Origin of the sequence: Amycolatopsis sp. NPDC059027, assembly GCF_042739735.1 — a bacterium.
Classification (GTDB): Bacteria; Actinomycetota; Actinomycetes; order Mycobacteriales; family Pseudonocardiaceae; genus Amycolatopsis.
The window spans coordinates 97,321-120,743 of record NZ_JBHYIK010000021.1 but is presented as its reverse complement, the minus strand read 5'-3'; the positions used below and the strand labels follow the sequence as shown (position 1 = coordinate 120,743).

General features: G+C 69.7%; 20 protein-coding genes and 1 tRNA gene. 3 read left to right on the top strand and 18 right to left on the bottom strand.

All coding sequences use genetic code 11. The features are described 5' to 3' along the window. Positions 1-52: 52 nt before the first annotated feature. The 18 genes from ACFWY9_RS17045 to ACFWY9_RS16960 all read right to left on the bottom strand — a co-directional run bounded on the left by ACFWY9_RS17045 (position 53) and on the right by ACFWY9_RS16960 (position 19,964). Positions 53-1,237, bottom strand: coding sequence for an Ig-like domain-containing protein (locus ACFWY9_RS17045; protein WP_378327382.1), 1,185 nt, complete (start codon positions 1,235-1,237; stop codon positions 53-55). Positions 1,238-1,464: 227 nt separating this feature from the next. After that, entirely contained in the window at positions 1,465-2,769 is a 1,305-nt protein-coding gene (locus ACFWY9_RS17040; RefSeq protein ID WP_378327383.1) for an MFS transporter, read from the bottom strand. An 18-nt stretch (positions 2,770-2,787) separates the two neighbouring features. Continuing rightward, positions 2,788-3,753 carry a biotin-dependent carboxyltransferase family protein gene (locus ACFWY9_RS17035; protein ID WP_378327384.1) on the bottom strand — a complete coding sequence of 322 codons (966 nt, stop codon included), beginning with the start codon at positions 3,751-3,753 and terminating at the stop codon, positions 2,788-2,790. Then, on the bottom strand, positions 3,750-4,430 hold the full coding sequence (locus tag ACFWY9_RS17030) for an allophanate hydrolase subunit 1 (protein ID WP_378327385.1): 681 nt from the start codon (positions 4,428-4,430) through the stop codon (positions 3,750-3,752). Before ACFWY9_RS17030 ends, ACFWY9_RS17035 begins: the two co-directional genes overlap by 4 nt. Beyond that, the gene (locus tag ACFWY9_RS17025; RefSeq protein ID WP_378339230.1) at positions 4,427-5,206 is read right to left on the bottom strand and encodes a LamB/YcsF family protein; all 780 of its coding nucleotides are present in this window, start codon (positions 5,204-5,206) and stop codon (positions 4,427-4,429) included. Before ACFWY9_RS17025 ends, ACFWY9_RS17030 begins: the two co-directional genes overlap by 4 nt. A 4-nt stretch (positions 5,207-5,210) precedes the next feature. Continuing rightward, positions 5,211-6,377: a pyridoxal phosphate-dependent aminotransferase gene (locus ACFWY9_RS17020; protein WP_378339229.1), complete on the bottom strand. Its 1,167-nt coding sequence runs from the start codon at positions 6,375-6,377 to the stop codon at positions 5,211-5,213. Then, positions 6,377-7,630 carry a glutamate-5-semialdehyde dehydrogenase gene (locus tag ACFWY9_RS17015; RefSeq protein WP_378339228.1) on the bottom strand — a complete coding sequence of 418 codons (1,254 nt, stop codon included), beginning with the start codon at positions 7,628-7,630 and terminating at the stop codon, positions 6,377-6,379. Before ACFWY9_RS17015 ends, ACFWY9_RS17020 begins: the two co-directional genes overlap by 1 nt. 1 nt (position 7,631) lies before the next feature. Next, positions 7,632-8,693 carry a glutamate 5-kinase gene (gene proB, locus ACFWY9_RS17010; protein WP_378339227.1) on the bottom strand — a complete coding sequence of 354 codons (1,062 nt, stop codon included), beginning with the start codon at positions 8,691-8,693 and terminating at the stop codon, positions 7,632-7,634. Then, complete coding sequence (locus tag ACFWY9_RS17005) at positions 8,690-11,041, bottom strand: condensation domain-containing protein (RefSeq protein ID WP_378339226.1); 2,352 nt, start codon at positions 11,039-11,041, stop codon at positions 8,690-8,692. Before ACFWY9_RS17005 ends, proB begins: the two co-directional genes overlap by 4 nt. A 36-nt stretch (positions 11,042-11,077) precedes the next feature. Continuing rightward, positions 11,078-12,637: an AMP-binding protein gene (locus ACFWY9_RS17000; RefSeq protein WP_378339225.1), complete on the bottom strand. Its 1,560-nt coding sequence runs from the start codon at positions 12,635-12,637 to the stop codon at positions 11,078-11,080. A gap of 19 nt (positions 12,638-12,656) precedes the next feature. Beyond that, complete coding sequence (locus tag ACFWY9_RS16995; RefSeq protein ID WP_378327392.1) at positions 12,657-13,361, bottom strand: alpha/beta fold hydrolase; 705 nt, start codon at positions 13,359-13,361, stop codon at positions 12,657-12,659. Beyond that, positions 13,355-16,492, bottom strand: coding sequence for an amino acid adenylation domain-containing protein (locus tag ACFWY9_RS16990; protein WP_378339224.1), 3,138 nt, complete (start codon positions 16,490-16,492; stop codon positions 13,355-13,357). The genes ACFWY9_RS16995 and ACFWY9_RS16990 overlap by 7 nt, the downstream gene beginning before the upstream one ends. Continuing rightward, complete coding sequence (locus tag ACFWY9_RS16985; RefSeq protein WP_378327394.1) at positions 16,486-16,716, bottom strand: acyl carrier protein; 231 nt, start codon at positions 16,714-16,716, stop codon at positions 16,486-16,488. Before ACFWY9_RS16985 ends, ACFWY9_RS16990 begins: the two co-directional genes overlap by 7 nt. A gap of 378 nt (positions 16,717-17,094) precedes the next feature. Continuing rightward, positions 17,095-17,313: a hypothetical protein gene (locus ACFWY9_RS16980; protein ID WP_378339223.1), complete on the bottom strand. Its 219-nt coding sequence runs from the start codon at positions 17,311-17,313 to the stop codon at positions 17,095-17,097. Between the two features lie 214 nt (positions 17,314-17,527). Then, a tRNA-Lys gene (locus ACFWY9_RS16975) sits at positions 17,528-17,600 on the bottom strand. Between the two features lie 57 nt (positions 17,601-17,657). Continuing rightward, positions 17,658-18,479, bottom strand: coding sequence for an ABC transporter permease (locus ACFWY9_RS16970; protein ID WP_378339222.1), 822 nt, complete (start codon positions 18,477-18,479; stop codon positions 17,658-17,660). Continuing rightward, positions 18,469-19,368 carry an ABC transporter ATP-binding protein gene (locus ACFWY9_RS16965; RefSeq protein ID WP_378339221.1) on the bottom strand — a complete coding sequence of 300 codons (900 nt, stop codon included), beginning with the start codon at positions 19,366-19,368 and terminating at the stop codon, positions 18,469-18,471. Before ACFWY9_RS16965 ends, ACFWY9_RS16970 begins: the two co-directional genes overlap by 11 nt. Positions 19,369-19,373: 5 nt before the next feature. Continuing rightward, the gene (locus ACFWY9_RS16960; RefSeq protein WP_378327398.1) at positions 19,374-19,964 is read right to left on the bottom strand and encodes a hypothetical protein; all 591 of its coding nucleotides are present in this window, start codon (positions 19,962-19,964) and stop codon (positions 19,374-19,376) included. Between the two features lie 159 nt (positions 19,965-20,123). On the opposite strand from ACFWY9_RS16960, the gene ACFWY9_RS16955 reads away from it, so the two are divergent. From ACFWY9_RS16955 to ACFWY9_RS16945, 3 genes are all read left to right on the top strand, one after another. Next, on the top strand, positions 20,124-20,672 hold the full coding sequence (locus ACFWY9_RS16955; protein WP_378339220.1) for a DinB family protein: 549 nt from the start codon (positions 20,124-20,126) through the stop codon (positions 20,670-20,672). A gap of 78 nt (positions 20,673-20,750) precedes the next feature. Beyond that, positions 20,751-22,148, top strand: a complete 1,398-nt coding sequence (pcaB, locus tag ACFWY9_RS16950) for a 3-carboxy-cis,cis-muconate cycloisomerase (RefSeq protein WP_378339219.1) — start codon at positions 20,751-20,753, stop codon at positions 22,146-22,148. A gap of 163 nt (positions 22,149-22,311) precedes the next feature. Continuing rightward, positions 22,312-23,325: a hypothetical protein gene (locus tag ACFWY9_RS16945; RefSeq protein ID WP_378327401.1), complete on the top strand. Its 1,014-nt coding sequence runs from the start codon at positions 22,312-22,314 to the stop codon at positions 23,323-23,325. The last annotated feature ends 98 nt before the right edge of the window (positions 23,326-23,423 follow it).

The window sequence follows — 23,423 nt, the reverse complement described above, 5'->3', positions numbered from 1 at the left end:
GGATCCCGATGTCGGGATCCAGCACGTTCCGGATGCTGCGGGTGGGTGCGGGTCAGCCGTGCAGGGCGCTGCCCGCCTGCCAGGCACTCCAGTCGATGGCCCAGTCGCCGTGCCCGTTGTTGATGTTCAGCTGCGGGCCGCCGGAGTTGGTCACCTCGACGACGTCACCGACGTTGAAGTTGTCGAAGAACCACTTGGCGTTCTCGGTGTTCATGTTCAGGCAGCCGTTGGAGACGTTCTGGCTGCCCTGCACGCTCACCGTCGCCAGGTTCTCGTGCAGGTACTCGCCGTCGCCGGAGATCTGCACGTCCCAGTTCTCGGGCGCCTTGTAGTAACCCGGCTGGCCCTCGCACACGCCGTAGGTGCACGAGTCCATGATCATGTGGGCCTGCTTGCCGAGCACGGTGTGTGTCCCGTTGAACGTCGGCGTCGGCCCACGCGGCGGCGTGTTGTCGGTCTTGCCCATGCTGATCGGCGCGGTCTTGACCAGCTCGCCGTTGTGGAAGGCCTGCATCTGGTGGGTGTTGCCGTCCGCCTTGGCGATCCAGGAGTCATGCACCTTGTACGTCGCCGAGATGTCCGGGCCGCCGTAGACGCCGCCGCTGATGTCCTGGCCGAACGTCGTGGACTCCAGCTTCACCGTGGAGCCGGCCTTCCAGTACGACTGCGGCCGGAAGTGCGCCTCGCGCTTGTTGACCCAGTACCAGCTACCGCCCTGCTCGGGCGAGGAGGTGACCTTGAGGGACTTCTCGACGGCGGCCTTGTCCGGGACGTCGCGGTCGAACTTGACGCCGATGACCAGCCCGACACCGAACGTGCCGTCGGACGCCGGCTGCAGGAGCGTGGGCGTCACGACCCCCTTCGGCGTGAGCGTGTGCACCTCGCTCCGCTGCTCGACAGGCTTGCCCTCCTTGTTCACCGCGGTGGCGACGACCTGGTACGTGGCCCCGTAGCGGAGCTGGTCGTCGCTGGTCCAGGTGATCTTGTCGGCGGAAAAGTCGCCCTTGACCGTATTGCCCGTCTGCGGGTTCGTGACCGTCACCGACTGCAGGGTGCCGTCGCTCGCCTTGATCACGATCGGCGAGCGCGGGCTCAGCTGATCGCTCCCTTGACTGACGACCGCGACCTTCGCCGCCGGCACCACGTTCGGCGCCGACTGCGCCACCCCGACCACCTCGGTCTGCCCGCCGCACGCCGTCAGCAGCAGCGCCAGCGCACCCAGACCCGCGATTCGCATCCTCTTCACGACAGTTCAGACGTCCCTGCCCCCGTTTGCGTTGTGCGATCGCCGGAAGTTTGTCGACCAGTTATCTTCACGGCCGGATTTCCACGCAGAGCGACCATGCCCCGCCGGTGGATCACGCACTGTGTCCACAGTAGACACGAACCCGGCGCGCCGGAGATGTCCAGAGGCGCAAGTGCACACTTCACCCTCCAAAGGGCACAGGCCCACGTGGACCTGCCTCAGGCCCGGGGAACCGCTGGCTCCGCGCCCGTGGAAATCCGTGTCTCCATCTCGGCGGCCACCGGCCGGGAATAGACCCGGAGGAAGGGGACGACGACGGTCAGCGCGAGCAGCGTGAACACGGCGAACGCGACCCTGACCCCCGCCCACTCCGCCAGCAACCCGGCACCGAAGCCGCCGAGCGGCACCGAACCCCACCCGAACAACCGGGCGACGGCGCTGTACCGGCCCATCATCGACTCGTCGACCAGCGTCTGGCTGACGGTCCGGGCGTTGACCACCCACAGCCCGCCGCCCAGCCCGCCGAGGAACGCACCGACCGCCACCACTCCGACGTTCGTGCTGATCGCGGGGAAGGCGACCATGGCACCGGTCAGGAAGATGTTGGCGAACATCACCCGCCGCCGTCCGAAGAACCGGTTGGCGGGGGCCACCAGCACCGCTCCGCAGGTTCCGCCGACACCCAGCGCGCCCACCAGCAGGCCGTACGCGGCAGTGCTCACGCCCATGGACGTGGTGGCGTACAACGGCATCAACGCCAGCCAGGCTCCCCACAACGCGTTGAGCACGGCGACCAGCAGGGTCATCACGCGCAGGACCCGTTGTTCCCACAGATACCGCAGGCCCTCGGCGATCTGCGCGTGGATCGCGGGCCGCGCCGCCTCGACGTCGCCGGGGCCGGTGGCCCTGGCCGCCCGGAACCGGCCGACCAGGAAGATCAGTGTGGCCGCGGTGATCGCGTAGGTGATCGCGGTGGCGCCCAGCACGATTCCGGTTCCCGCCGCCACCAGCAGACCGCCGAGGAACGGCCCGATGAATTCGTTGCAGACCGTTTCCGAACCGGTCAGCCAGGAGTTCGCTCGTTCCCGTTTCGGCCCGGACACCACCGAGGGCAGCAGCGCGGCCGCGGAGGTCAGCGCGATCACTTCGGCGACTCCGAGGATCACGCCGCCGGTGTAGATCATCACCAGGTTCAGCGCGCCCGCCGTCACCGCGACGAGGAAACCGCCCACCACCGCGACCCGGACGGCGTTGGCCAGCCACAACAGTTTCCGCCGGTCCCCGCGGTCGACCAGGACACCGACGTGCAACGCCGTGAACAACCACGGCAGCATCAGGGTGGTCAGCACCCCGGAGATCAACGCCGGTGAAGTGGTCAGCGAGGTGGCGATCAGCGGTAGCGCCACCTTGAGCACGCCGTCGGCGAGGTTGGTGGCCGCGGTGAAGACCACCAGCACGGCGGTGTTCCGCGTGCTGGGATCGGCGGAAGGGACGACCACCTCCGCTTGTGCCGGTTTCGTCATGACCGCTCCCTTCCCTCTTCAGCTGGTCCTTCGAGCGGCCCGGACCGGGACGCCGACGCTGGTGAACGCGGTGTGTGCCCGGCGGGTCAGGTCGTCGAGTGCTTGACGTTGCCGCCGACGGTCCGCGACCGCTTCCTCGAGCGTGCGGAGCCGGAACCGCAGCCGATGCCCCGGCCTCGCCTGGCCCAATGTGGACAGCCCCGCCCGGGTCACGACCGCGATCACCGCATAGCCCGCGGTGATCGGATGGGAGCGGCGCAACACCAGCAGTTCGTCCCCCGGCGGCAGTTCGACCGCGCCCGCGGGCACCCCTTTGGACAACAGATCGGTCCGGGCGACCCCGGACGGCGCCGGGCCGTCCAACCGGACGCCGACGTCGTCGCTTTCGGACTTGACCACATAGGTGGCCGTGGTCAGGGCCGCCGCCACCGACTCGTCCGCGTCCGGGCCCGCGGTGATGTCGATGGCGAGCGGGTCGGGAAATCGAGGCCGGTGGGCGCCGAGTACGAAGACGGGATGGCGGTCGGGGCGGTAGCCGTCGCGCACGTCGATCGTCGCGCCCGCGCGCAGCCAGGTGCGTACCCCGAGTTCCGGCGCGGCGGCGCAACTGCCGAGCGTCCGATCGACGCGCCAGTCGCCGTTGACCGCGACGTAGGCTCGCAGACCGCCGCTGAGTCCAGTCAGTTCCACCGGCTCGTCCGCGCCGACGCACAGGGGATCCCAGGTTCGGCGGACGGACCCGCCCGCGGTGACAGTCACCGGCGCTCCGGTCACCGCCAGAAACGCTGCCTGATCCGTGGTGAACGCGAAATCCGACGCCGTCACTTCGATCAGCGGCGCGTTTTCCGCGTTGCCCACCAGGATGTTGGCCACCGCCGCCGAGTACTGGTCGGCGGCGCCACCCGCCGGGATGCCCTGTCTGGCCAGGCCGGGCCTGCCCAGATCGGTGACGCCGGCGAGTCCGGCTCGCCGCACCCGGATCATCGCGGCCGGCCCGAGGCATCCGGCCAGCCCGCGGCGGGGATCGGCACGAAACGGAACCGGTCACCCGGCCGGTACGGCGTCATGGGGTCCCGAGCGGGATCCACGAGCCGCAGCGGTGTCCGGCCGATCAGCCGCCAGCCGCCTGGCGAAACCACCGGGTAGATCACCGCTTGCGTGCCGGAGACGGCCACCGACCCGGCGGGCACCGTCGTCCGTGGACGCGAGCGGCGGCTCACCCGGCCGGGAAACGGTGAGCCGTCGAGCATCGGCGCGCCCGCCGGGGCGCCGAGGAACCGCACCACCCACTCGGCACCGCTGTGCAGCCGCGCCACTTCGTCCTCGCTCAGCCCGAGTTCCCCGGCGACGTCCGCGAGATCGGGACCGTGCTCGCCGCCGTAGCCGACCGGGATCTCGAAGCGCTGGAAAACCCTTGGCACATCAGGGTTTTCCAGCGTGTCCGCAAGACAACGGATCCGGTTCGCCAGCTCGTGGTGCCCAGTACGCACGCAGTCGAACGCGACGAGCAGGCTGTCGTAGGTCGCGACCAGATCACACAGCCCGGTCACGCCGGAGGCGTCGAGGGCGTCGGCGAGACTCTGCACGGTGTGCCACGCCGATCCTTCGCCGGGCCGGACCAGCAGTGCCGAGTCACCGTAAGGCTTGATGTCGAGCTTCATCGCGCGCCCCGGTTCGTCAGCACGTCCGCGAGCGGGGCGATGCGTACTCCGGCCTGGTGCAGCGCGGCACGGACCCCGCGCGCGAGTTCGACCGCGCCCGGAGTGTCGCCGTGCACCAGCACGGTGTCGCACGTGATCGGGAGGTCCCGGCCGGTGACGGTGCGCACCACGCCGCCGGTGACCGCCCGCACCACTCTGGTGGCCACCTCGGCGGGATCGGTGATGACCGCGCCCGGTTCCCGGCGCGGCACCAGCGTGCCGTCGTCGCGGTAGGCGCGGTCGGCCAGCATGAGGATCGCGACCGCCAGCCCCGCCCGGCCCGCGGCTTCGGCGAGCACGCCGTCCTGGGTGACCACGGCCAGCGAACGGTCGTAGGCGGCCACCGCGTCGACAACGGCTTCCGCGTACGGCCGCTCGGTCATCGCCAGGTTGCCGAGCCTGCCGTGCGGGGTCACGTGTCGCAGCCGGGTGCGGCACGCCCTGGCGAACGCGCTTAGCGCGCCGAGTTGGTAGAGCACGTCGGTCCGCACCTCGCGCGGGGTGAGTTCCATGGCGCGCCTGCCGAAACCCGCCAGATCCGGGAACCCGGGATGCGCGCCGACCCCGATCCCCCGGCGGGCGCACGCGGCCACCGTCTCCTCCATCAGCCGCGGGTCGCCGGCGTGGAAGCCACAGGCGACGTTCGCGGACGAGACGACGTCGAGCAATGCCGCGTCGTCGCCTATCCGGTAGGCGCCGAAGCCTTCCCCGAGGTCCGCGACCAGGTCGACCCGCACCGCCTTATCCGCCGGTGTTTTCGATGAGCCGGGCGATCGCGTCGATGCCGCGCCGGATCCGCTCGGGTGTTTCGGTGCCGACCGAGATGCGGATGTAGTGATCGCAGGATTCCCCGTACGCGATTCCGGGCACCACGCTGACCCCGGACTCGCGCAGCAGGCGCTCGGCGAAGGCGTCCGATCCCAGCGTCGAATTTCCCAGCGACGCGAACAGGTAGAACGTCGCCGAGCCGGGCAGCACCTCGATTCCCCGTTCGGCCAGCCAGCCCGCCACCTCGTTCCGCGTCGCGACGACGTCCTGGATCTGTGGCCTGGTGCGCTCGATGAGCGTGTCGAAATGCTCGGCGAGGTAGCGCGTCAACGGCGTCGGTGCGCAGGTGATCAGGTGCTGGTTGACCTTCAGGATCTCCTCGATCAGGGTGCGGTGCGCGATGACGTAACCGACCCGCCACCCGGAAATGCCGTAGTTCTTGGACATCGAATTGATTGTCAGCGTGTGCTGCTTGTCAGGGTCGGCGGCACCACAGGTGACGAACCGGGTGCCGGGCGGCACGAATTCGTTGTACGCCTCGTCCACCACCAGCAGCAGACCGTGCCGTTCGGCCAGTTCGTGCAAAAAGCCCAGTTCGGCCGCCGTGTAGACGCGACCGCTCGGATTGTTCGGGTTGTTGACGATGATCGCCCGGGTCCGGCTGGTCACGTACCTGTCCAGCTCGAAGACGCCGACGTCGTGTGGCACCGAGACCGGCACACCGCCGCAGAGCCAGACCTGCGTGGGATAGCTCAGCCAGGACGGTTCGAGCACCACGACCTCGTCGCCGGGTTCCACGGTCGCCAGCAACGCCAGGTAGATCGCCACCTTGGAGCCCGCGGTGATCAGGATTTCGTGGTCGGGATCGACGGGAAGGCCGAACTCGTCCCCGTAGTACTTGGCCAGCCGCCTGCGCAGTTCCGGCAGGCCACGGGAATGCGAGTAGTGGTGCAGTTCTCCCGGCTCGAAATCACCGAAATCCGGTGCGGGCACGTCGAAGAACGACTCGCCGAGCGACAGCGTGATGATGTCGTGGCCGGTCGCTTCGAGGTCGTAGACCAGGTTGTTGTACTTGATGGAGATCGCCTGGTCGACCGTCTCCACCAACGCGCTGGGCCGCAGCGGGCTCATGCCGTCCATCAGGCCACCTTCCTCGTCTGTCCGGTTCCCCAGACCACGTTCTTCGCGGTCGTCAGCGCGGTCAGGCCCATCGGGCCCCGCGAGTGCAGTTTCTGTGTGGAGACCCCGATTTCGACGCCGTAGCCGAACTCGCCGCCGTCGGAATAGCGGGGCGAGGCGTTGACGAACACGCTGCCGGAATCGACCTCGCGGGCGAACCGGTTCGCCACCGCGATGTCCTGGGCGACAATGCCTTCCGCGTTCCCGGTGCCGTACTCCCGGATGTGCGCGATCGCTCCGTCCACATCGGACACAACCCGGACCGCGAGCACGAGGTCCAGGTACTCGGTCGCCCAGTCCTCGGCAGTGGCGGCCACCGCCTTCGGCCACGCCTCGCACACCTTGGCGCAGCCGCGGATCTCGACGCCGGCCGCGGCCAGCTCGTCCAGTGCCCGGGGCAGCCAGTCCGCCACCAGATCCTCGTGCACCAGCAGGGTTTCGATCGCGTTGCACACGCTCGGCCGGGACGTCTTCGCGTTGACCGTCACCTCGGTGGCCATCTCCCGCCGCGCGGAGGCGTCGACGTAGAGGTGGCAGTTGCCCGCGCCGTCGATCACCGTCGGCACGGTCGCGTTCCGTTCCACCGAGGCGATGAGGTCCGGGCCGCCCCTCGGCACCAGCAGGTCGACGTAACCCTTGGCGCGCATCAGTTCCAGCGCGGCTTCCCGCGAAGGGTCGTCGATCAGCTGCACGGCCGCGGCCGGGACGCCGGGGTGCGCGGCGATCGCGACGTCCAGCGCCGCCATGATGGCGCGGTTGGTGCGCATCGCCGTCGAAGATCCGCGCAGCACGGCGCAGTTCCCCGATTTCAGGCACAGCGCGGCCACCTCGGCCGTGACGTTCGGGCGGGCCTCGTAGATCACCGCGACGACGCCCAGCGGTTCCAGCACCCGTTCGATGCGCAGGCCGTTCGGCCGGGTCCAGCCCTCCACCACCCGGCCCGACGGATCGGGCAGGTCGATGATCGTCCGGATGGCGGCGGTCAGCCCGGCCGCCCGCCGCTCGGTCAGGGTCAGCCGGTCCACCAGCGTGGCCGAGGTGCCCGCCGCTTTCGCCGCGGCGACGTCCTCGGCGTTGGCCTCGATGATCGTGCCCAGCCGCGTTTCGATGGCCGTCACCATGTCCCGCAGCAGCGCGTTCTTCTTCTCCGTGGTCAGCTGCGTGATCACGGCCGAGGCCGCGACCGCGTCCCGGCACTGATCCAGCACGGTCATTTCAGTCCTCTCCGATGCGTACGTAGTCGGAACCGGCGAGCAGTGCGGTGCCCGGCGCACAGCCGAACTCGACGGTGTCCGCGGCGAACCGGATGCCGCCGCGGGCGAGCAGGCGCTGGTCCGGACCCCTCAGGTCCACGACGTCGCCCGCGCGGAACCGGCCGCGCGCGGTGGTGATCTGCACCCGCCGCAACGGTTGCCGGTGTTCGATGGCCAGCTGCCCGGCCGGGCCGCAGGTGATCGCGCCCCTCGGCGGAGTCCGGAAAGCACGCCACAACCGGCCGGCCGACGGCGGAGTGCCGCGGATCGGGCGCGGCGCGAAGTCCGTGCCCACCGCGACACCGCGGTGAGCGTCGATGAGGACGGCGGGATCGGCGGTGTCGGCGATGACGGTGCGAACCCCCGCGTAGGTGGCGATCCAGCACGCGGCCAGCTTCATCCGCATGCCGCCGGTGCCCCCGTCGCCCAGCGAATCCCCTGCCAGGGCTTCGAGTTCCGGAGTCAGCGAGGGCACGTGGCCGATCCGGCGCGCGGTCGCGCCCAGCATCGGGTTGCCGTCGTAGAGACCGGGCACGTTGGTCAGCAGCAGGAGGAGCTCCGCGCGGAGGAACCCTGCGAGCAGCGCGGCGAGGACGTCGTTGTTGCGAACGCCGAGCGCGTCGTTCTCGTTGACGACCGGCAGGAAACCGTGCCCGTGCATCTCGTCGAGCAGCGCCCGCACCCGCGCGCCCCGGCCCGGCTCGATCAGGTCGTGCGGGGTGAGCAGCACCTGGCCTGTCGTCAGGCCGCTGGCGGCGAAACGCTCGCGCAACGCCGGGTAGAGCACGCCCTGCCCCAGTGCGGCGGCCACCTGCTGGGCGACGTCCTCGACGGAGGACGCCTCGGGATACGCGGTGCGGCCGACGGCGATCGCGCCGGAGGCCACCAGCACCGGCGCCAGACCGGCTGCGATGCCACGCTGGATCGCCGTGCAAAGCCGGTCGACGCGCTGGGGATCCACGCGACCGTCGGTGATCAGGGAACTGGTGCCGATCTTCAGCACGACCCGGTTGCCGGTGTTCACGCCGCGTCCCGCAGGCCGAATCCGGCGATCGCCACGGCCACTTCCCACGCGGCCGCGTCCCGCAGCACTCCATGGTGGTCGGTGTCGACCGTCAGCACGCTCGGCCCGCGGAACCGGCCCTCCCATTCCTCGCACTCGCTCGCCCGCAGGTCCGCACCGACGATCAGTGCCGCGACCGGCAGCTCCGCCGCGCTGACGTAGGCCTCGCCCATCCGAGCGTGCCTGGTGTAGGCGCGCCATCGCTCTTCCAGCGCGTCGGCGGGGATCGGCTGTCCGATCGCCGCCAGCCAGGCGGCGAGCACCCGGACGCGGAACGCGGGCTCGCCTGCCACTACCGGCAGGCCCGTGGTGAACGCCGCCGCGAAGGTGTCGAACAGCTCGTCCTCCGCGGTGGGCGGATACCCCACAGGTGGCGGAGAATCCAGCAGCACCAACGGTTTCGGCGCCTCGCGAGCCATCTCGTAGGCCACCAGCCCGCCCATCGACCAGCCGCCGAGCAGGTCCGGCTCGATTCCCTCCGCTGCCAGGTCCGCCGCGAAACGTCGCGCCATGTCCCGCACGCTCGTCGCGGGTTCCTGCTCCCGGGAAGCCGTCACCCGCCACTGCGCGGGGAGCGCCTCGACGATCGCCCGGAAGTCGCTCGGGCTGCCGCCCGCCCCGGGCACCAGGTGCAGGTGCGGGCCGGTGCCCTCGCGCAGCACGACCGTGGTCGTGGTGGTGCCGTCGCCCGGCTCGTCCTCGTTCCCCGCCAAGAGGGACACCAACGCGCGCGGGGTCGGCTCAGCGAGCCATTCCACCGCGTCGACGACCACCCCGGTGGCCGCCTCCAGCGCGGCGCTGAGCCTCAGCAGGAGCAGCGAATTCCCACCCGCGGCGAAGAAGTCCACATCGGACCCCTCGGGCGGCGCGCCGAGCAGGTCCGACCACACCGCGTCCACGTGCCGCCAGGCGGCCGACTCGGGGTGCCCCGCGGGGGCGGCGATCTCGGGCACGTGATCGGTCCGTGCCGGGGTGGCGCGGGTACGCACCTGGACGCTGCCCACCAGCTGGTCCGGGTCGGCCGCCAGCACGGCGTCCAGATCGGTGAGCAGTGCCTCGGCGGTCGCCTGGTCGTAGCGGCCCGTGTTGTACTCGACTTCCGCGTGGTACGTGCCGTCGGCTTCCCAGGTGGAGATCGAAAAATCCGCTCTGGCCGCCCGGTTCGGGCTGGGCAGCAGGGTCAGCCCGACGTCGCCGAGCCCGAGCCCGGTGCCGATCGGCCCGAGATGGCTCAGCCCCACCGGGCAGTCGTCGGTCAGCGTGCGCCGGGTTTCCCCGGGCAGCGCGCCGAACACGAACGGATAGGGCGCGGACTGGTGCGTGAGCATCGCCCAGGCGTCGTCACGGGCGGCGGTCACGACGTCGAGCACGCGGTCGGTGTCGGCCACGTGCGCCCGGGAAAGGCACAGATTGGCGAGATAACCGACGAGCCCCTGCTCGCGCGGCGTCATCCGGTTGGCCATTTCGGTGCCGATCGTGACGTCCGGCCCGGCGCCCCCTCGGGCGAGCACGATATGCATCGCGGCCTGGAAAACCGCGAAGGGGGTGGCGAACGTGCTTGTCGTGAGTGCCGCGATCCCTGCCGTGGCCGCTTCGCTGAAGGTGTGGCGGAACACCACGCCGGGCGCGCCGGGCACGAACTCGGCGTCGGTGGTGGCGGCCACGGTGGTGGCGGACGCGCCCGCCAGCCTGTCCCGCCAGTACTCGACGTCGTCCGCCCACCGCGTGCTCGTGGCCGTCTCCCGCTGGCCGGTCGCGTAGTGGTGGAACGGCTCCGGTTCGGTGGCGAACTCCGGCTCCCGGCCGGCGACCGCGGCGGCGTAGGCGGTCGACAGATCTTCCATCACCAGTTGCAGTCCCCAGCCGTCGAGGATCAGGTGGTGGACCGTAAGCACCAGTTCGTGCCGGTCAGCGACGCGGACGGCGGCGAGCCTCGCCAGCGGCGCGTGTTCGAGCGCCATCGGTTGTTGCTGCGCCTCCTCCGCGATCAGCCGCAGCAGTACGTCCTTGTCCACGTCGCCGGGATCGTCCACTTCGACCCGGCGCACCGGGGCAGGCAACGCGGGCCGGACCCGCAGCAGGACGTCGTCGCCCGGCCTCGACAGCGAAGTTCGCAACACGTCGTGCCGGTCGACCACGCACTGCCAGGCGGTCGCCAGCGCGGCCGGATCGATCGCGCTGCCGGCGGCCAGCCGCCAGGTGATGTGGTAGACCGACTTGTTCTTCGCCCGCTGGTGCAACCACCACATCGCCTCTTGCGTCGGCGTGGCCGCGGCGGTGACGGTCCCCCGTTCCACGTCGGTGTGCACGATTGGCCCCTTCCTCGCAGGTAACCGGATTCCGGCTCAGCGGCCGGGGAACCCGTCGACGAGACGACGGCGGTCGACCTTGCCGTTGTCGGTGATCGGGAACTGTTCGCGGTGGTGGAACCCCCGCGGCCGCATGTACTGCGGCAGGTCGGCGACCAGCCCGTTCAGCTCCTCCTCGGCGAGCGGCTCCCCGAGGTAGAAGGCGTGCAGGTCGACTTCCCCGTCCGCGGCGGGAATCGTGACGACCACGGCCTCGGAAATCGCGCTGTGCCTGCGCAGGGCGCTCTCGATCTCGCCGAGTTCCACCCGGTTGCCGAGCACCTTGACCTGGTGGTCGACGCGGCCCTGGTGCACGAGTTCGCCGTTCTCCCGGCGGATCCGGTCCCCGGTGCGGTACCAGTGCGCGGGGGTGAGCGGGGTGCTCCCGTCGTAGACCGTCACCTCATCGTCCACAATGGACACGAAGCGGCCGATGTTGTCGGCGGGGTCGAGGTAGCCGGGGAACCGCTGATCGCCGCGCACGCAGAGTTCCCCGTCGTCCGAGGGGCGCAGATCCTCGTCGAGCAGCACGTATTCCAGGCGGGGGAAGACATCCCCGATCGGCAGCGAGCCGTTCGAGGTCTCGATCCGCTCGGCCGGGTCGGCAGGCACCTCGTAGGCGGTGACGATGCAGGCGCACTCGCTCGGCCCGTAGCAGTTGATCACCGCGGTGTTCGTCGCGGCCGCGGTCCACGCCTCGACGTGCTCCACGGTGAGCGCCTCGCCACCGAACGAACTCAGCTCCAGCGTCGGCATGCTGCCGGGGCCCAGCGCGCGCAACCGCTTGGCGAACCAGATCAGCGAGGGCACGGACATCCAGTGCGTGAGGCGCCGGGTGTTGATGAACTTCACCGGCGCGAGCACGTCCGTGCGCTGCGCGACGACCACCGCGCCACCGCCGCCCCACGTCCCGAACATGGCCAGCGCGTGCCCGTCGAAGCTCAGCTCGAACGTCTGCGCGCCACGGGAGGCAGGCCCGAACCGGTAGCGCTTCGCCACTTCGGACAGGAACCCGGAGACGTTGGCGTTCGTGATCGGCACGCCTTTCGGGCGGCCGGTGGTGCCGCTGGTGCAGATCAGGTACGCGGGATCGTCCGGATCGGGCTCCACGACCGCCGGGACCACCAGTGCGGGATCCGTTTCCAGGTACCGCTTCCAGCTGTCCCCGGTCAGGTCGAGGATGTCGACACCGGCGTTGGCCCGGTACTCCGCCGCGCCGTCACCGGCGCTGTCGTCGACCATGGTGAGGTCCAGCCCCACCTCGGCGGTGATGCCCAGATTGCGGGCGGCCGGGTTGGCCGGGTTCATCGGCACCACGGTCGCGCCGAGCCGCAGCGCCGCCAGATAGGCGATGTAGCCGGGGGTGCTGCGCGCGGTCAGCAGCCCGATCCGCTTGAGCGTGCCGTCGTGCGCGGCCCGCATCGCTCCCGAAACCTGCTCCACCGCGCCCAGCAGCTCGCGGTAGGTGTAGGTCTCGGCGCCGACCTCCAGCGCCACATTGTCCGGGTATGCCTTCGCCGAGGCGTGGAACCAGTCGAAGAGGGAACGGGTTGTCATAACGGCAGACTCCTGGGGTTCAGTGGGCGAGGAAGGCGGCCAGCGGGTCGCTCAGCGCCGCGAAGTTCTCCGGCTTGGCCACGGAGTAGTGATCGACGTCCACCGTGTGTTCACGCAGGTCCGGGGCCAGCCTCCGCCAGGCAGCCAGGTTCTGCTCCCGCGCGTCCGCCGGCTCGGCGCAGGTCACCAGCAGCACCCGTCCCGCGTACGGGCGGTCGACGTTGTTCTCGGCGAGCGCGTTCAACTGGCCCAGCAGCACGCCCTTCAGCCGCGCCGCGCTCCCCTCGTCGGGGCTGGGGCCGAGCTGACCGCCGATCTTGCCGAGCAGCCAGTCGGTGAACTCGGCGTCGCCCACGAAGGGGAACGGTGACGAGTCCAGCAGCACCAGCGCGGGCTGGACGCCACGCTCGGCCAGCCGCTGGCACACCTCCCAGCCGATCACGCCGCCCATCGACCAGCCGACGATCAGCGACGGCTCGATCCCCGCGTCGTCCAGCGTCCGCAACGCCGAGTCCGCCATGTCGGAGAGCCGGTTCTCGGGTTCTTCGCCTGCCACCAAGCCTGACGCCCGGATGCCGTACACATTGCCGGTCTTCCCGAGGAATCCCGCCATCCGCAGGTAGTAAGCGAGACCGCCACCTGCGCCGGGGAGCAGCACGTACGAGGGCCGAGACCCCTTACGTACCAACGGGATCAGCCGGTCGCTCGCCGTCACTTTCAGCATTCTTCCTCCTGTGCCGAGTGGATCAGCGCGGCCAGCGTGGCGATCGTGGGCGACGCGAAGAACTCGCCCATCGCCAGCGTGACCCCGTAGGCCTGCTGGATCTCCGCGAAGGTGGTGAAGATGTTCAGCGAATGCGCGCCGTACTCCAGCACCGGCCGGTCGCGGACGATGCCGTCGACCTTGAGCACGCGTGACCACAAGGCCGCAAGTTCGCGTTCGAGGTCACTCTCGTACTCGACGGACACCTGGGTGTCGTCCTGCCGCTGGGCGGCGAGCAGTTCGCCGACCATCCGGCCGAGTGCCGCGCGGTCGGTCTTCCCGGTGCCCGTCGCCGGGATCTCGGGCACCGTGAATATCCACAGTGGACGCATGTATTCCGGCAGTGTCGCCGCGAGATGGGTACGCACCCGCTCCGGATCGGGCGTCGCACCAGGATGCGCGACCAGCAGCAGCGCGAGCTCCTTGGCGGCGCCTTCGCCCTGCACCACCGCGACGGCCTGGCGTACCCCGAGTACCCGGGTCGCCACCGCCTCGATCTCGGACAGCTCGACCCGGTTGCCCCGGATCTTCACCTGGGTGTCGAGCCTGCCGAGGTAGATCAGCTCGCCGCGGTGGTCACGGACCACCAGGTCCCCGGTGCGGTACATCAGGCCGGATCCGGCGAAGGTGTCCGGCACGAACCGTTCCCCGGTCAGCACCGGATCATTGCGGTAGCCATCGGAGAGGCAGTTCCCGCCGAGATACAGCTCGCCGGAGACGCCCACGGGCGCCAGGTGCCCGGTCGCGTCAACCACGTACGCGGCCACGCCGGGCAACGGCGTCCCGATCGGCACGTGCACCGGCCACACCGCGTCCTCCGCGGACAGCCGGCGCGTGGTGACGGCCTGGGTTTCGGTGGGGCCGTAGTGGTTCACCAGCTCGCAGTGCGGATGCTGGACGAAGAACTCCCGCAGTTGCTCGTCCACCAGCAACTGCTCACCCGAGACGCAGAGATGGCGCAACGCGGGCAGCCGCGTTCCCCGGTCCAGCGCGTGCAACGCCAGCGGGCGCAGCGCCGCCACCGGCAGGTACACGTGCGTGGCCTCGACTTCGGCGATCCGCCGCAGCACCGCGGCGAAGTCACGCCGATCGGCAGGTCCTCGCGAAACCACCGTGCCGCCGCTGAGCAGGGTCGGCAGGATTTCCTGGAAGCACACATCGAAACCGAGGGGCGCGTACTGGAGGAACCGGGTGTCGCGGTCCATGCGCAGCGCGTCGGCCTGCCAGGCGGCCAGTTGGGTCAGCCACCGCTGTCCCATTTGGACACCCTTGGGCGCTCCGGTCGAGCCCGAGGTGAACATGACGTAGACCGGCGCGTCCGGATCATGCGCGGCCTCGACGGGGTCAGCCTCCACCAGTTCCTTGACGGCCACCGCGGGTACGCCCCGGACGACTTCGTTCCCGGCGACCAGACGGCATTCCGCCTTGTCCGCCATGTAGGTCAGGCGTTCGGCCGGGAGATTTTCGTCGAGGGGAAGGAAACCCGCGCCACGGCGGAGGATCGCCAGTATCGCGGTCACGGCGTCACCGAGGTTGTCGGCAGCCAGTCCGACCAGGTCGCCCCTCCCGATGCCCTGTTCGGCGAGTCCGCCGGAAGCCCGCTCCACCGCGTCGACGAGTTCCGCGTAGGTCAGTCGGCGTCCGGGTTCCTCGATGGCGATCGCGTCCGGGCTCTGCCGCGCCGTCGCTTCGACGCCCTCGACCAGCGTCGGATACCGCGGCCGCGAACTCCAGCCGTCGGATCGGGTACTGGCCGCCGCCGACGCGTCGGTGAACAGCTCGGCCAGTGTCCGGGAGCTGTCGTCCCACGCCCGCCGCAACGCGGTGCGCAGGGAGGTGAGCAGGCCGTCGGCCACGACCGGGGCGATCAGTTCCTTGTCGTACTCCAGTTCCAGCAGCCAGCTGCCGTCCACCGGCGTCGCGCCGAGCCACAGGTCGAACTTGGCCGTGTCGTTGCCCGGTTCGCTGACCCGGCGCACCGGGCCGTCCGGCCCGGCCGCGAAGGTGTCCTGCATCGCCAGCATCGCCGAGAACAGCGGATTGCGGTTCGTCGTCCGGTCCGGCCGCACGTCCGCGACGAGCTGGGTGAAACTGATATCGGTGTTGGCCCGGCAGAAATCGATCGCCCCACTGACCACTGTGGACAGATGTTCGGCGACCGTGCGATGCCAGTCGACCGACACGTTCACCGGCAGGGTGTTGACGAAGAACCCGCACAGGTCGAAGGCACCGATGGTGCGCCTGGCCAGGAACGGGCAGCCGACGAGCACCTCCGGCACGTTGCCGTGCCGGGCCAGCACCGCGCCGTAGATTCCGGTGAACAGCACGAACGGCGAGACGTCGAGCCGTTGACAGAGGCTGTGGAGGGCACCCGCCTCCGCGTCGTCGAGCCGCCACCGCACCCGTCCCCCGGTGAACGAGGTCTGAGTGGGCCGTCCCGGCCGTGGTGCCAGCTCCAGCGGCGGCACCGTGCGCAGCCGCTCCGCCCACGCCGCGGACCGCTCGAGCGCATCCGCGGACGTCGAAGCCCGTTGCTGTGCCAGCACTTCCTTGAGGTAGGCACGTTCGCGCAGGCTGACCTTCGCGTCGATCTCCGCCGAGGTGAGCGGTGCGGTCAGCATGCGCTCCAGGTCGCCGACCATCGGGCCGACCGATATCCCGTCGAGAATGATGTGATGGTCTGCCAGCAGGATCACCGAGGCACTGTCGTCGCTCGCGCGCACCGTGGCGAACCGGTACGCCGGGCCGTTCTCCAGATCGAACTCGGGCCTGCCGATCCTGTGGGCGGTGGTCGCGACCGCCGCCTCGAACTCGGCTGGCGCCACGACCACCCGTTCGCACGGGAGAGTGGGGGCCGCCGGGGTGAGCCGGGCGTGCATCTCGGGCAGCACGCCGAAGGTCTGCCGGAGCGCGGGCTGCATGGCGACCATCGCGGCGAGCGCGGCCTCGACCTGGGCGGCGTCATACCGTGGATCGAGGTCGAACCGGACCAGCATGTTGTAGACCGGCTGGCCGGAGGCCCGGTTGTGCACCACGAGAAGCCCCTGCTGGGAGCCGGTGAGGGGGAAGCGCGGCCCCGTCTCGGTCAGCATGCGGTGGCCGCCAACCGCGTCAGCCAGGCCTTGAGATCCCCGATCGTACGCACGTCGACGAGGTCGGCGAGGTCGATCTCCGCGTCCTCGTCGGAAACGACCTCGACCGCCAGCCGGAGCAGCGCCAGCGACTCGATTCCCGCCTCCAGCAACGGCGTCGCGTCGGTGAAGCGTCCAGTGGCGTACTTCTCGATTGTTCGATCGAGATCCGAAGTCACGGGCATACCCCGTCCCCTCTCGCAATAGTTCGTCCTGGGCACTTCCGGTTTTCGACCGCGTTCACCCCACCACGCGATTGCGAAATATCTCGCAAATCACCGGACGCACACTGGTTATCCCGAACGCGAAGTTTTCTTGGCGCTTCGAACAATCTACCCGCTGTGCGACGCCGACGTGACGCTCAATCCTGCCCTTGAGGGCAATCGAGCAAACCAGGAGAGAGCGCAATACACCTACCGTAACCCTCCCACACCAAACGAAGCGATCTTCTATTTCTCACACCATTTCCCATGCACGAATACCTTGGATTCCATGACGAACGCATGCTTTTCCCAGGAAGAAGTCACACCCCGGCACCGAATCGATGGGTCACCGATGATGACTCAAGCCGTCATCCAGCCTTCGCCAGTCAAGACACCGATCAGATCGCCGCGGTCTTCACCCGGCTGCTCGTACGCGACGGCGCAGTCACGTTTCACGGCCTCCATGTCAACGGCAAGCGAGTGATCGTGTAGCAAACCATGACGTCGATTCTGACCAACGGCAACCACGACCCCAACGACTGCTGTTTGGTCTTCGAACTCCGGGATGGCCTCACTCACCGGAAGCTGCGCTCCAGCTGGATGCACTCCCCGGCGTGTCCCCACTACCTGACGCGTCAGCACACGAACCGGACCGAGGGAACCCACCCCAGCCACAAGGATGGGGGTCCGGAGGCGTTCCCCCGGCTGGGGCGTGGGGCTTGGCCCCACAAGGCAGGACGATGATCGCCGCGGGGAAGGCGTGCCCGCCGAACAGGGGGCACGCAAGATCGAGTGGGCCGCCTGGGGCTCGAACCCAGAACCTACGGATTAAAAGTCCGCAGCTCTACCAATTGAGCTAACGGCCCGCGCGGCCAAGTCTAGCGGGGCCTCGGCCGCGGCCGCCGGTCGCCCTGGAGTGCCGGTCAGGCGATGTCCCGGCGGCGCAGTAGCCAGCCGCTGACGACACCGAAGACCAGCAGATAGCCGACGACCACCGCGGTCGCCTGTCCGCCGCCGACGATCTGTCCGACACCGGGAGTACCCGCGTTGGCACCGAGTGCGGCAGCCAGCGCCCCGGCGTTCGGCCCTGGCAGTGCCTTCTGCAGCTGAGCGACCCAGCCGAGCAGAGGTGCGGCGATGGAGGCGAGCAGGTTCTGCACTGCCAGCAACCACACAAGACCGAGGCCGATCGGCAGCGCCACCGACCGCAAGCCGACGGCGAGCAGGATGCCCAATGTCCCCCACATGGTCGTGACGAGCCAGCCCGCGCCGACACCGAGCAGCAGGTCGGCCACGCCAGGCCAGTGCATCGGCTGGTTCTCGACCGAGGCGACGACGACGCTCGCGGCGGAGGTCGACACGAACAGCGCCAGGACGCCCAGCAGCGTCCCCGTCGCCAGTGTCACCAGCTTGGCAGCGTGCACCGTGGCACGCGACGGCTGCTGCGCGAGCACGGTCTTCCAGGTCCCGAAGCCGTATTCGCTCCCGGCGACCAGCACGCCGAAGACCAACGCGAGCGCGCCGACGAAGACCGGCAGCCCGCCCAGCGTGCTGCCCACGATCGCCTCCGGCAGCATCGTCGCCAGGCCGCGGCCGCTGCCCGGCGCCCTCGAGGACCCGTTCAGCCCGGCGAACGGAATCACATATCCGAAAGTCAAGGTCAGGACGACGGCGATGGCCAGCAGCAGCCAGGCCGCGGGCCTACGGGACTGCTTCGCCAGCTCGGCGCGAACGTTAGTCAGCATGAGGAACACCTCCGGTCAGGGCGAGGAAGGTCTGCTCGAGGTCGGGTTCCTGCCAGCCGAGCTCGCTGACCGAAATCCCGGCGCCGACGAGCTCGGCGTTGATCCGCGCGGCTTGGCCGGCATCGACGTCGAGTTCGATGACGTCTCCTTCGCCACGTACCAGCGTTGCTCCGAACAGTGCGCGAAGCCGGTCACGAGCTTGGTCCGCGGGACTGGCGACAATGCGTAGCGCGCCACCTGTGCGGAGATCGTCGACAGTCGTCTCTGCGATGAGCATGCCGTGGTCGATCACGCCGACGCGGTCGCAGATCTGCTCGACCTCCGCCAGGAGGTGACTCGACAGCAGCACGGTGCAGCCGTCGGCGGCCAACTTGCGAATGGTGACCCGCATGTCGGCCATCCCGGCGGGATCCAGTCCGTTGGTCGGTTCGTCGAGAATGAGCAGCTCGGGCTCCTTGAGCAGGGCGGCCGCGAGTCCGAGCCGCTGTTTCATCCCCAGTGAGTAGGTCGCGTAGCGGTCCTGGGCCCGGTCGGTCAGGCTCACGGTGCCGAGCACGGCGTCCACGCGCGCCCGGCCGACGCCGGCGTGGTCGGCGAGGATCCGCAGGTTCGTTCTCGCGGAAAGGTAGGGGTAGAACGCGGGGCCCTCGATGAGCGCTCCGACCCGCTCCAGGCTGCGAGGGCCCGGCTCCCTGCCGAGCAGGCGCAGCGTTCCCGCCGTCGGCCGGATCAGCCCGAGCAGCATCCGCAACGTCGTCGTCTTGCCCGCGCCGTTCGGGCCGAGGAAGCCGTAAACCTCGCCTGCGCGAACGGAGATGTCGAGACCATCGACGGCGGTCGCGGCGCCATAACGCTTGGTCAGCCCGTGGGTTTCGACTGGCGTGTTCATGGCTGTCAGGCTCCGCTCTTCGAGGTGACCGCGCGTCCGTCGTGAAGCGGCTTCTCCACTACGTCGGACGCGGTAGCCCGGCGCGCACGACGGATCCGCCCCCACGGTTTGAACGTCGAAAGCACGAAGGCGAACAGCAGCAGACCGGGCGCGACGATGACCGGATAAAGCAGTCCGCTCGGCGACCCGAGGCTCGTGTCGCCCGCCGCAAGACGCTGCGCATTGGCAGCGACGTCGTTCAGCCCTGGCCGGAGAACGAACAGGATCAGCAGTGACATCACCACGTTCACCACGAGCTTGGCGAACACCCACCAGTACCTGAACAGACCGTATTTGCTGCCGACGGCGAGCACGATCCCGCTGGCCAGGCAGAGGAGGCTCGCGACCAGCATCGGCCAGCCCGCGAAAAGCTGGAGCACCCGATAGCTCCCGGCGGTGACCTCGGGATCGCTGGTCAGCAACGCGGTGCAGACCAGGATCCCGAGCGCGATGTCCATACCTATCCACGCGCCGGCCGAGACGATGTGCGTGACCAGGAAAGCCTTACGCCTACGGGGTCCCAGCCTGCGCGGCCGGGCCGATGAGCTGGTCGTCATGGTCTGCCTCCCGGAGACGGATTCGTCGTGGTCGTCCCTATCGTCGAGTTCCTGGCGGCTCCGGTCGTCAGCTCGGACGCGGCACTTCCGGCTACGAGTTCACGCGTACGGCTCACTCGCGCGCCGGAAATTGTCGGTGGTGGATGGGACGCTCTCGGCATGACCACCGGACCGATTCCCGAGGCCAGTCGACCCGCTCGCGTAGGGGGCGAGCGGGTCGATCCGTCCTGCGTGGCGGACGAACGGAGGTCACTCACCGAATATCTGGAATGGCACCGCCGGACCTTCGAGCTGAAATGCGCGGGGCTCGGCCAGGCGCAGCTCTCCGAGCTGTCGGTGCCACCGTCGGGCATGTCGCTGCACGGGCTCCTGCGTCATCTCACCGGCGTCGAGCGGTGGTGGTTCCGGCAGCAGTTCGCCGGTGAGGATCTGCCGATCCTCTACTACTCCGACGACGACCCGAACCAGGACTTCGAGAGGCTGGACGGTGATGTCGAGGAAGCCTTCGCGCTGTGGCGGGCGGAGTGTGAGCGCTCGCAGGAAATCGCGACGGCTGCGGAGTCGATGGAGCAGCAGGGCACCAGGCTGGGCACCGGGGAACCCTTCACGCTGCGCTGGCTCATGCTGCGGATGATCACGGAGTACGCGCGGCACCTCGGGCACGCGGACCTGCTGCGTGAACGGATCGACGGGGAGGTGGGCGAATAACCGTGTGACAACTTCATAGGCGAGCCAGCGGCGGGCGGAGGCGATCGCGTCGTCCGGCGGGCGTGCGATGCTGGGCGCATGACCGCCGATCCTGATTCCGGGCTGCTTTCCCCGGTCCGCGCAGGCACTCCGGCCGAGTCGACTACAGGCGATCTGGCCTGGCTTCAAGCCATGCTCGACGCCGAGGCGGCGCTCGCCAGGGCGCAGGCCAGAGTGGGCACGGTGCCGCACACGGCCGCCGAGGCGATCACCGAAGCCGCCAAGGCCGCGGAGATCGACGTCGTGGCGCTGGCCAGGGACGCGCGCGCGACGGCGAACCCGGTGGTCGGACTGGTGAAGGCGTTGACCACGGCTGTCACCGCGATCGCACCGGACGCGGCTGACTACGTGCACCGTGGTTCGACCAGCCAGGACATCTTCGACACGGCGATGATGCTGGTCGCCGAGCGCACGCTACGGCCGCTCGCGACGGACCTCGACGCGACCGCCGAAGCACTCGGCGAGCTCGCTCGCACCCATCGGGACACCCCGATGGCGGGCCGGACGCTGACGGCGCACGCCGTGCCCACGACGTTCGGGCTCAAGGCCGCGGGCTGGCGGCAGTTGGTCCTGGACGCGGCGCGCCGCGTCCGCCAGGTCCTCGAAGACGGGCTCCCGGTCTCGCTTGGCGGCGCCGCGGGCACGTTGGCGGCGTACCTGGAATACGCCCGTACCGACGGTGTCGACCTCGACGACTACGCCGAGCGGCTGACGACAGCGTTCGCCGAAGAAACGGGCCTGGCGGCGCGCGTTCTGCCCTGGCACGGACTGCGGACACCGGTCGCCGACATCGCCGGCGCGCTGGCATTCACCGCGGCGGCGCTGGGCAAGCTCGCGGTCGACGTCGAAACGTTGACCAGGACCGAGATCGGTGAGGTCACCGAGCCGGCCGCCACGGGCCGGGGCGGTTCGTCGGCGATGCCACACAAGCGCAATCCGGTGCTGGCCACGCTGATCCGGTCGGCCGCGCTGCAGGTTCCGGTGCTGGCCGCGGGGGTGACGCAGTCGATGCCCGCCGAGGACGAACGGTCCGCCGGGGTGTGGCACGCCGAATGGCAGCTGCTGCGCGAATGCCTGCGGTTGACCGGGGGTGCGGCGCACACCGCGGCCGAACTGGCCAAGGGGCTGACCGTGCACGCCGACCGGATGCGCGAGAACCTGGACGCGACCCATGGGCTGATCGTGTCCGAGCGCCTTTCGACGACGCTCGCGCCGCTCCTCGGCAAGGCGAGGGCCAAGGACGTCCTCGGCGAAGCGTCCCGGCGGGCTGTGCTCGAAAACCGGTCGCTCGGTGACGTGCTCGCCGAGTTCCCGGAGATCACCTCGGCTCTCGATTCCGCCACGATCGCCGGTCTGCTCGATCCGGCCCGCTACACCGGCGCGGCCGGATCGCTGGTCGACCGCGCTCTTCGCGAGGACGGCGGCGAAAACGCCTGAGGCCGACCTCGGTCCGGCGGTGAACGGGCCCTCGGCAGGTTGTCACGCACGGTCGGCGGCCCGTCCGAAAATTCTTTGAACCACCCCCGCGAAGCGTCCGTGTATCGGGGTACATGCAGCCGCGCCGAGCTGCGGAACCCCAACGGACACAAGGAGAATCTCCATGCTTCGCACGCGCATCGCCGTCGCCGCCGCTTCCGTGGCCGCGGGAATGGCCGTGCTCACCGCCTGTTCCGGCGCGACCGCACAGCCGGTCATCGCTCCGGCCGCCGGCACCGGTGGCGGCCAGGTGGGCAACGCCGCCCCCGGTTCGGGCCAGACCCAGCTGGTCGTCGCCACCGTCGCGAACATCGGCCAGGTCATCACCGACAAAGACGGTTTCACCCTCTATCGCTACGAAAAGGACACCGCCAAACCACCGAAGTCCAATTGCGACGGTGACTGTGCCAAGGCGTGGCCACCGGTGATGGCACAGGGCGACGTGCAGGTTCAGGGCGTCGACAAGGGCATGGTCGGCACCGTGAAACGCGGTGACGGCACTGAACAGATCACCGTCGGCGGCTGGCCGCTCTACCGCTACGCCAAGGACGCGAAGGCAGGCGAAGCCAAGGGCCAGGGCGTGGGCAACGTCTGGTTCGGGGTCAGCCCGACCGGCGGCAAGGCGGGCCAGGCCACCGGCGAGGGTCAGCAGCAGGGCACGGGAACGCAGCAGCAGGCCGCCGGCGTGAAGCTGAGTGCGGGCCAGGTCTCCGGGATCGGCCCGGCGATCGTGGACCAGGAAGGCTTCACTCTCTACCTGTTCACCAAGGACACCAAGAAGCCCTCGAAGTCGAACTGCAACGGTGACTGCGCGAAGACCTGGCCTCCCGTGCTTTCCAACGGTGGCAAAGTAGAGCTGCAGGGCATCGACGAGAAGCTGCTGGGCACGGTGAAACGCGCCGACGGCACCGAGCAGGTCACCGTCGGCGGCTGGCCGGTCTATCGGTTCGCGAAGGACGCGAAGGCGGGCGACGCGAACGGCCAGGGCGTGAACGGCAGCTGGTTCGTGATCGAGCCCAACGGCTGCAAGTCCGGTGGAACCGCGGCCAGCAACAGCGCCTCGGCCCCCAGCCAGCAGGCCCCCGCCAGTGAGCCGGCCCCTGCGAGCGGCAGCGGCTCCGGCAGCGTCGGCTACTGACCCCAGCTCCCTTTACCCGAGGCCTGGGTGGGGGGGTCCGCCGCGCCCCCCCCGCGCCCGCGCTCACGCGGACCCACCCCCCACCCCCCCCCGCCCCC

What these genes read in the sequence shown, in the direction of transcription:
- ACFWY9_RS17030 (WP_378327385.1), bottom strand. Translation starts at nt 4,430, where the DNA reads ATGAAGCTCGACATCAAGCCTTACGGTGACTCGGCACTGCTGGTCCGG.
- ACFWY9_RS16960 (WP_378327398.1), bottom strand. Translation starts at nt 19,964, where the DNA reads ATGACGACCAGCTCATCGGCCCGGCCGCGCAGGCTGGGACCCCGTAGG.
- ACFWY9_RS17035 (WP_378327384.1), bottom strand. Translation starts at nt 3,753, where the DNA reads ATGATCCGGGTGCGGCGAGCCGGACTCGCCGGCGTCACCGATCTGGGC.
- ACFWY9_RS16995 (WP_378327392.1), bottom strand. Translation starts at nt 13,361, where the DNA reads ATGCTGAAAGTGACGGCGAGCGACCGGCTGATCCCGTTGGTACGTAAG.
- ACFWY9_RS17045 (WP_378327382.1), bottom strand. Translation starts at nt 1,237, where the DNA reads ATGCGAATCGCGGGTCTGGGTGCGCTGGCGCTGCTGCTGACGGCGTGC.
- ACFWY9_RS16985 (WP_378327394.1), bottom strand. Translation starts at nt 16,716, where the DNA reads ATGCCCGTGACTTCGGATCTCGATCGAACAATCGAGAAGTACGCCACT.
- ACFWY9_RS17000 (WP_378339225.1), bottom strand. Translation starts at nt 12,637, where the DNA reads ATGACAACCCGTTCCCTCTTCGACTGGTTCCACGCCTCGGCGAAGGCA.
- ACFWY9_RS16945 (WP_378327401.1), top strand. Translation starts at nt 22,312, where the DNA reads ATGCTTCGCACGCGCATCGCCGTCGCCGCCGCTTCCGTGGCCGCGGGA.
- ACFWY9_RS16970 (WP_378339222.1), bottom strand. Translation starts at nt 18,479, where the DNA reads ATGCTGACTAACGTTCGCGCCGAGCTGGCGAAGCAGTCCCGTAGGCCC.
- ACFWY9_RS17015 (WP_378339228.1), bottom strand. Translation starts at nt 7,630, where the DNA reads ATGACCGTGCTGGATCAGTGCCGGGACGCGGTCGCGGCCTCGGCCGTG.
- ACFWY9_RS17040 (WP_378327383.1), bottom strand. Translation starts at nt 2,769, where the DNA reads ATGACGAAACCGGCACAAGCGGAGGTGGTCGTCCCTTCCGCCGATCCC.
- pcaB (WP_378339219.1), top strand. Translation starts at nt 20,751, where the DNA reads ATGACCGCCGATCCTGATTCCGGGCTGCTTTCCCCGGTCCGCGCAGGC.
- ACFWY9_RS16990 (WP_378339224.1), bottom strand. Translation starts at nt 16,492, where the DNA reads ATGCTGACCGAGACGGGGCCGCGCTTCCCCCTCACCGGCTCCCAGCAG.
- ACFWY9_RS17020 (WP_378339229.1), bottom strand. Translation starts at nt 6,377, where the DNA reads ATGGACGGCATGAGCCCGCTGCGGCCCAGCGCGTTGGTGGAGACGGTC.
- ACFWY9_RS16965 (WP_378339221.1), bottom strand. Translation starts at nt 19,368, where the DNA reads ATGAACACGCCAGTCGAAACCCACGGGCTGACCAAGCGTTATGGCGCC.
- ACFWY9_RS16955 (WP_378339220.1), top strand. Translation starts at nt 20,124, where the DNA reads ATGACCACCGGACCGATTCCCGAGGCCAGTCGACCCGCTCGCGTAGGG.